8 protein-coding genes are annotated in these 6617 nt (G+C 68.2%); 4 read left to right on the top strand and 4 right to left on the bottom strand.

What is annotated here, in order from left to right:
- The first annotated feature begins 1 nt into the window (after window position 1).
- The 3 genes from egtC to egtE are packed head-to-tail and all read left to right on the top strand — an operon-like array spanning window position 2 to window position 2774.
- Entirely contained in the window at window positions 2-733 is a 732-nt protein-coding gene (gene egtC, locus QOI01_RS22860) for an ergothioneine biosynthesis protein EgtC (protein WP_526384992.1), read from the top strand.
- Window positions 730-1695, top strand: a complete 966-nt coding sequence (gene egtD, locus QOI01_RS22865) for an L-histidine N(alpha)-methyltransferase (RefSeq protein WP_526384994.1) — start codon at window positions 730-732, stop codon at window positions 1693-1695. The genes egtC and egtD overlap by 4 nt, the downstream gene beginning before the upstream one ends.
- Window positions 1692-2774 carry an ergothioneine biosynthesis PLP-dependent enzyme EgtE gene (egtE, locus tag QOI01_RS22870; protein WP_526384996.1) on the top strand — a complete coding sequence of 361 codons (1083 nt, stop codon included), beginning with the start codon at window positions 1692-1694 and terminating at the stop codon, window positions 2772-2774. Before egtD ends, egtE begins: the two co-directional genes overlap by 4 nt.
- Window positions 2775-2795: 21 nt before the next feature.
- Here egtE and QOI01_RS22875 read toward each other — a convergent pair whose 3' ends face one another.
- Genes QOI01_RS22875 through QOI01_RS22890 form a run of 4 tightly spaced genes read right to left on the bottom strand, consistent with a single transcriptional unit; the run spans window position 2796 to window position 6189 of the window.
- On the bottom strand, window positions 2796-3230 hold the full coding sequence (locus QOI01_RS22875; protein WP_526384998.1) for a hypothetical protein: 435 nt from the start codon (window positions 3228-3230) through the stop codon (window positions 2796-2798).
- A 10-nt stretch (window positions 3231-3240) separates the two neighbouring features.
- Window positions 3241-3930, bottom strand: coding sequence for a class I SAM-dependent methyltransferase (locus QOI01_RS22880; RefSeq protein WP_526385000.1), 690 nt, complete (start codon window positions 3928-3930; stop codon window positions 3241-3243).
- Window positions 3931-3939: 9 nt separating this feature from the next.
- Window positions 3940-5418 carry a glutamate-cysteine ligase family protein gene (locus tag QOI01_RS22885; RefSeq protein ID WP_526385002.1) on the bottom strand — a complete coding sequence of 493 codons (1479 nt, stop codon included), beginning with the start codon at window positions 5416-5418 and terminating at the stop codon, window positions 3940-3942.
- A gap of 9 nt (window positions 5419-5427) precedes the next feature.
- Window positions 5428-6189 (bottom strand): class I SAM-dependent methyltransferase, encoded by a 762-nt coding sequence (locus QOI01_RS22890; RefSeq protein ID WP_526385003.1) that lies wholly within the window; start codon window positions 6187-6189, stop codon window positions 5428-5430.
- A gap of 121 nt (window positions 6190-6310) precedes the next feature.
- Between QOI01_RS22890 and QOI01_RS22895 the strand changes: the two genes are divergently transcribed.
- Window positions 6311-6617: FGGY family carbohydrate kinase (locus tag QOI01_RS22895; RefSeq protein ID WP_526385005.1), on the top strand; the 307-nt coding region annotated here is incomplete at its 3' end.

Consider the following 6617-nt stretch of genomic DNA (forward strand, 5'->3'; position numbering starts at 1 on the left):
GGTGTCGGTGGCGTCGCTCGTTCTCGATCCGCCGTACGGCCTTGTGGTGCAATCGTATTCGCCGCGGCGACAGAAGCACGGTCTGATGAATGCCGACGGCTGGGGCGTCGGCTTCTACTCTCCCGATCTGCGCGACGACCGGCCTGCGCGGTGGCGCAGCGCGGCCCCGCTGTGGGGTGACGCGTCGTTCGCGTCGGTGGCGCCTGCACTGCGCAGTGGATGCGTCGTCGCGGCGGTCCGGTCGGCCACCGTCGGCATGCCCATCGAACCGTCGGCTTCGGCGCCCTTCACCGACGGTGGATGGCTGTTGTCGCACAACGGGGTAGTGGACCGGGCGGTGTTGCCACTGGCGGCGGCCCCCGAATCCACCGTCGACAGCGCACTGCTCGCCGCACTGATCTTCGACCGGGGACTCGACCGACTCGGTGACACCATCGTCGAGGTCGGCGGGGCCGACCCCAATGCCCGGCTGAACATTCTGGCCGCCAACGGCTCTCGGATGCTGGCGACCACGTGGGGCGACACCCTGTCGGTGCTGCGGCGAGACGACGGCGTGGTGCTGGCCAGCGAACCCTACGACGACGACCCTCGCTGGCAGGACGTGCCAGACCGCCACCTGGTCGATGTCGTGGGCACGTCCGGTTCCATGTCGCCGCCGGGGCGGCTCCGCGGTTCCATGTCGCCGCCGGGGCGGCTCCGCGTCCAACTCATTCCACTGAAGGGATCGTCATGACCGTCTCGCTGTCCAACTACCTCGCCGCCGACTCCGCGGCCCACGCGCTGCGGCGCGACGTGCGCGACGGTCTTGCCAAGACGCCGAAGTCATTGCCGCCCAAGTGGTTCTACGACGCCGTCGGCAGTGGATTGTTCGATCAGATCACCCGGCTGCCGGAGTACTACCCGACACGCGCCGAAGCCGAGATTCTGCGGACCCGCGCCGTCGACATCGCGGCTGCCTCCGGCGCCGACACCCTCGTCGAAATCGGCAGCGGCACGTCGGAGAAGACGCGCATCCTGCTCGACGCCCTGCGTGAAGGCGGCTCCCTGCGGCGGTTCATCCCCTTCGACGTCGACGCGTCGATTCTCGAGTCGGCTGGTGCTGCCATCGGCGCGGAGTACCCAGGCATCGAGATCGACGCCGTCTGCGGGGACTTCGAAGAACACCTCGGCAAGATCCCCCAGGTCGGTCGTCGCCTGGTCGTCTTCCTTGGCTCGACGATCGGCAACCTGACGGCCGGGCCGCGCGCGGAGTTCCTCGCCGCACTCGCCGACAGTCTGCAGCCTGGAGACACGCTGCTGCTGGGCACCGACCTCGTCAAGGACGTCAACAGGTTGGTCCGCGCCTACGACGACGGCGCCGGCGTCACAGCGCAGTTCAACAAGAACGTGCTCGCGGTGGTCAACCGTGAGCTCGACGCGGACTTCGACCCGGCTGCATTCCATCACGTCGCCCGCTGGAACCCCGACGGCGAGCGCATCGAGATGTGGCTTCGGGCAGGTAGTCCGCAGCGGGTGCGGATCGGCGATCTGAACTTGTCGGTGGAATTCGGCGCTGGTGAGGAAATGCTCACCGAGGTGTCGTGCAAGTTCCGACCCGAGGGCGTCGCCGACGAGCTCGCCGCGGCCGGTCTGCGCAGGATCGCCTGGTGGACCGACGCGGCCGGGGACTTCGGACTGTCACTCGCGGTCAAGTGACTTTCGCCGAGGACTGGCGGTCGGCTCGCCCGCCGACTGCGGGCGTGCACCTGGACAGCGCGGCCTGCTCGCGGCAGTCCTTCGCCGTGATCGACGCGGCGACCGCGCACGCCCGGCACGAGGCCGAGGTCGGTGGATACGTCGCCGCCGAGGCCGCGGCGCCCGTGCTCGACGCGGGCCGTGCCGTCGTCGCGGCGCTCACCGGGTTCAGCGTCGACGACGTCGATTTCACCACCGGCTCCGGCGACGCGCTGGACATCCTCCTCGGCGACTGGCGGGGTCCTCGGACGCTGGCCTGCCTGCCCGGCGAGTACGGACCCAACCTACTTGCCATGGCCCGCAATGGTTTCGAGGTCACGCCGTTGCCCGTTGACGCCATCGGCCGTCTCGACGTGGACGCCGCCGAAGGGCTGCTCGCAGCCGACCCGCCCGCCCTGGTCCACGTCACCGCGCTGGGCAGTCACCGCGGCATCGTGCAGCCCACCGCGGCAATGGGCGCGGTCTGCCGCGAGTACGGCATCCCCCTGATCGTCGACGCCGCTCAAGCCTTCACACACGTCGACTGCGCGGACTTCGGCGCGGCCGCGACGTATTCGTCTTCGCGCAAGTGGGCGGCAGGGCCACGCGGCGTCGGCGTGCTCGCCGCGCGCAGCGGAGTGCTGAGCGACGAGACACTGGTCCGACTGGCGGATGCCGAGGCGAACGTCGCTGCGCGGTTGGGTCTTTCGGTCGCGCTCGGCGAGCACGTCGCGGCGGGGCCGGAGCGCATCCGGGGCCGGCTGGTCGAGGTCGGCGCGATGACCCGCAGTGCGCTGGCCGGCGTCGCGGGTTGGCAGGTCGTGGAGCCGGTCGACGAGCCGAGTGCCATCACGACGCTGACCCCACCCGATGGAGTCGACCCGAGTGCCGTGCGCGCGAGGCTGATCGCCGAACTTCGGATAGTCACCACCTACGCGGGCGTCGAACGGGCCCCGCGTGAGATGACGCGACCGGCCTTGCGGGTGTCGCCGCACGTCGACGTCACCGCGGACGATCTCGAGATGCTCGCGGAGTCCCTCTCCGTGGTCACCTCGCGCTGACGCCGGCCCGGCCTGCGTGTTCTACGCCTTGCGTACCGAGAACGTCGCCCGGTAGTCCCCGAGGGGCATCGACTCCTCGGGTGTCCGCGGGTACGGGTCCAGCGATTGCAATCCAATCGCGTACTCACCCACCTGAGCCGTCTGGACGTTCTGGCCAGGGGCGGGGTTGGTGTTGAACTCCGCGGTCGTCGGCTCGCGGCCCGCCCGCAGGACGAGCAGCGCGATGCGCGCCTGGCCCGTCCAGAAGCACGCGACGAGCTTGGGGCAGCGGGAATCCTCGAGTACCTCGGTGAAGCGCAACCGGAGGTCTTCGCCGCGTATCACCGCCTCGTGCCCTCCGCCCATGGTGAACACTTGGTTCAGGTCGTACTCGACGGGATCGGCTTCGGCCCGCTGACTCACCTGGCAGCCTGCCAGTGCCATCACCGTCAACGCCATCAGCAGCCGAGCGTTCACGGTCGTCCGGCTAGGCGGCCTTGTGCGCCGTCAGCAGGAAGGCGGGCATCTTCATCCGGCCCTCGTCGTCGTGGTCGTGCGGCGGCAGCTGGAATGGGGCGTTTGGACCCGAGGGCATGTTCGCGTGGATGAACGCAGGACGGATCTCGTCGATCTCCCAGTACTTGCCGACAGCGTCCCGGAGCTCGGCCTCGTCGACTTCGTTGGGCTTCTGCTCCAGCTCGGCGGGGAACGCCCCCTTGGCGAACACCAGGATGTAATAGACCGCGCCAGGGGCCGCCGCCCGAAGCACCGACCGCTGGTAGCCGTCGCGACCCTCGACGGGAAGCGAGTGGAACAGCGTGGAGTCCATGATGGTGTCGAAGCGTCCGTCGAAGCCCGTGAACGTGGTGATGTCGTCCTGCACGAATGTGGCGTTCGGCAGATTGCGTTCCTGCGCAGCCTTCTTGGCCGCCGCGACGGCCGTCGGCGTCAGCTCGATACCGACGACGGTGTAGCCCTGGGTGGCCAGTGCCAGCGACAACTCGGCATGTCCGCAGCCCGCGTCGAGCACCTCGCCGCGCACCTTGCCGGTGGCGATCAGCGCGGCCAGCTCGGGCTGCGGTTCGCCGATGTTCCATGGCGGCGGCCCGTCGAATTCGCCCTCTTCGCGGTAGGCGTCATCCCAATTGATCACGTTGGAGTCCATCGAATCGCTCATGATTTCACGCTACGCGGGTCCGTCCCAGGTGTGCACGGGTTGGTTGCTGTGCATCCGCTCGCAGTACAAACGCAGCATCTCGGCGAGTGCCTGCGGTCGCGCCAGCCCGCGCTCCTGCAACGCCCGCACCGTGGCGACCTGCCACGCCGCACCGTTGCGGCCGTTCTTGGCCCTGCCCTCGATGACCCCGAGGAAACGATCGCGGACGTCCGGCGCTACGCCCCACCGATCCAGCCCCTGGTAGGCCAGCGGTAGCAGCTCGCGCAGGACCAGCTCGTCGGGCGTCACCTCTCCGAGGCCAGGCCAGTACAGCCGCGCATCCATGCCACCGCGCGCTGCTGCCAGGAAGTTGCGTTCTGCCGCAGTGAAACTCAGCTTCGTCCACACCGGCCGGTCGTCCTCGGACAGAGCCCTCGTGGCACCGTAGTAGAAGGCGGAGTTGGCGAGCATGTCCACCACCGTCGGTCCCGCGGGAAGCACCCGGTTCTCGACCCGCAGATGTGGACGACCGTCGACGACGTCGTAGACGGGTCGGTTCCAGCGGTAGACGGTGCCGTTGTGCAGCCGCAACTCGGACAGGTTCGGCGTACGGCCCGCCGCGAGTTCGGCGACCGGATCCTCGTCGGACACCTCGGGCAGCAGCGACGGGAAGTAGCGAACGTTCTCCTCGAACAGGTCGAAGATCGAGGTGATCCAGCGTTCGCCGAACCACACCCTCGGTCGCACGCCCTGGGTCTTGAGCTCGTCGGGTCGGGTATCGGTGGCTTGGGCGAACAGTTCGATGCGGGTCTCGGCCCACAGTTCGTGGCCGAAGAAGTAGGGCGAGTTGGCGCCGAGTGCCAGCTGCGGTCCCGCAAGCGCCTGCGCCGCGTTCCAGTTCTGCGCGAACTCGGCCGGCGAGACCTGCAGGTGCAATTGCATACTGGTGCAGGCGGATTCGGGAGCGATCGAGGCCGACTGCAGGCTGAGCCGCTCCGGTCCGCTGATGTCGATCATGATGTCCTCGCCGCGGGCGGTGAAGATCGAGTCGTTGAGGGCCTGATAGCGCGTCGACTCGCTCATCCAACCGGCGGAGAGGTGTTCGGGCATCAGAGTTGGGAGGATCCCGATCATCACGATGTGCGCGCCGTCGGAGTTGGCCTTCGTCTCCGCGGCGTTGAGGCTGGCACGGACCTCCTCCTCGAGTTCGAAGCCTGAGTGGCCCGGCAGCGGACGCGGCGGCACGTTGAATTCGATGTTGTAGGCGCCCAATTCGGTTTGGAACGCGGGGTCGGCGATGGACGCGAGGACCTCGCGGTTGCTCATCGCGGGCTGATAGTCGGCGTCGACGAGGTTGCACTCGATCTCCATGCCCGTCAGCGGGCGGTCGAACTCGAAGCTCGACTGGGCGAGCATCGTCTCGAAGACGTCGAGGGACAGCTGCACCTTCCGCCGGTATTGCAACCGGTGCTCTCGGCTGTATTCGGTCTGTGTGACCTCGTCGCCCACCAGGGGAGCCTACCGACGCGAGGCCACCGCGACCTGCGGACTGACAAGACCGCCGCGAAGCTGAATGTCGATGCCCTCGTCCGCGTGAGCGGCGAGCGCGCGCAGCGCCGACGGGCTATACGAACGCAGCGAACTGATGACGCCGTCGTGCACGAACGGGACGAAGGGCGCGAACGGCAGCATCGTCGCCAACCGCAAGAGATGTAGTGGCGCAGGTGGACGCGGCAGGTCGATGATCACCAGCTTGGCGGCCACGCGGGTGCCCTCGGCGATCACCCGTGATGCCGGCGTCGGGGGCAGGTGGTGAAACGACAGCGCGAACACTGCGAGGTCGAACGAGCCGTCCGCGGCGTCGATGTCGGTGGCGTCCATGACGCGAACGGTCGCGCGCTCGTCGACTCCCAGCGGCCCTGCCGCTATCGCGGCCACCGAGTCCGGTTCGACGTCGGTGACGGTGACGTGCGCCGTGGGATGCATCTCCAGCAGTTTGGCGGACAGCCCGCCGTGGCCGGACCCCAACTCGAGGATGCTCGGGTCGGGAACCTCGGCCACCTCTTCGAGCGCGATGTGCGCGAATCTCTCGTGGTTGCCGAACAAGTGTCCGGTGAGTTCCAGCGCCCTGACGACGCTGCGCTTCGTCTCTACGGCGACGTCGTCGCGGTCGAGGTACTCCAGCCGGTCGGTCTGCAGCAGCCGGTCCAGACAGGAGGCGTCGGGACCACCGCGGGGCATGCCGTCGATGTCGACCGTGGAGGAAGTCATGTAGTCCATGATGGACGACTGAATACCCGGAGGGCAGGAGCGAAGCGACCCGGGAGTGATTTGAGCCGAAGGAGCACGTGTGGCCGAATTCGTTGCCGCCATCGACCAGGGCACCACGAGCACCCGGTGCATGATCTTCGACCACGACGGTGCGGAGGTGGGTCGCCACCAGCTCGAGCACGAGCAGATCCTGCCGAAGGCCGGGTGGGTCGAGCACAACCCCGTCGAGATCTGGGAACGGACGTCCTCGGTCATCATGACCGCCCTGAACTCGACGAAGCTGAGCTCGGAGGACCTGGCCGCGCTCGGCATCACCAACCAGCGGGAGACCGCGGTGGTGTGGAACAGGCGTACTGGTCGGCCGTATTACAACGCGATCGTGTGGCAGGACACCCGTACTGATCGGATCGCTTCGGCGTTGGACCGTGACGGCCGGG

The organism is Mycobacterium sp., from assembly GCF_032162605.1.
In the GTDB taxonomy this organism is placed as follows: domain Bacteria; phylum Actinomycetota; class Actinomycetes; order Mycobacteriales; family Mycobacteriaceae; genus Mycobacterium.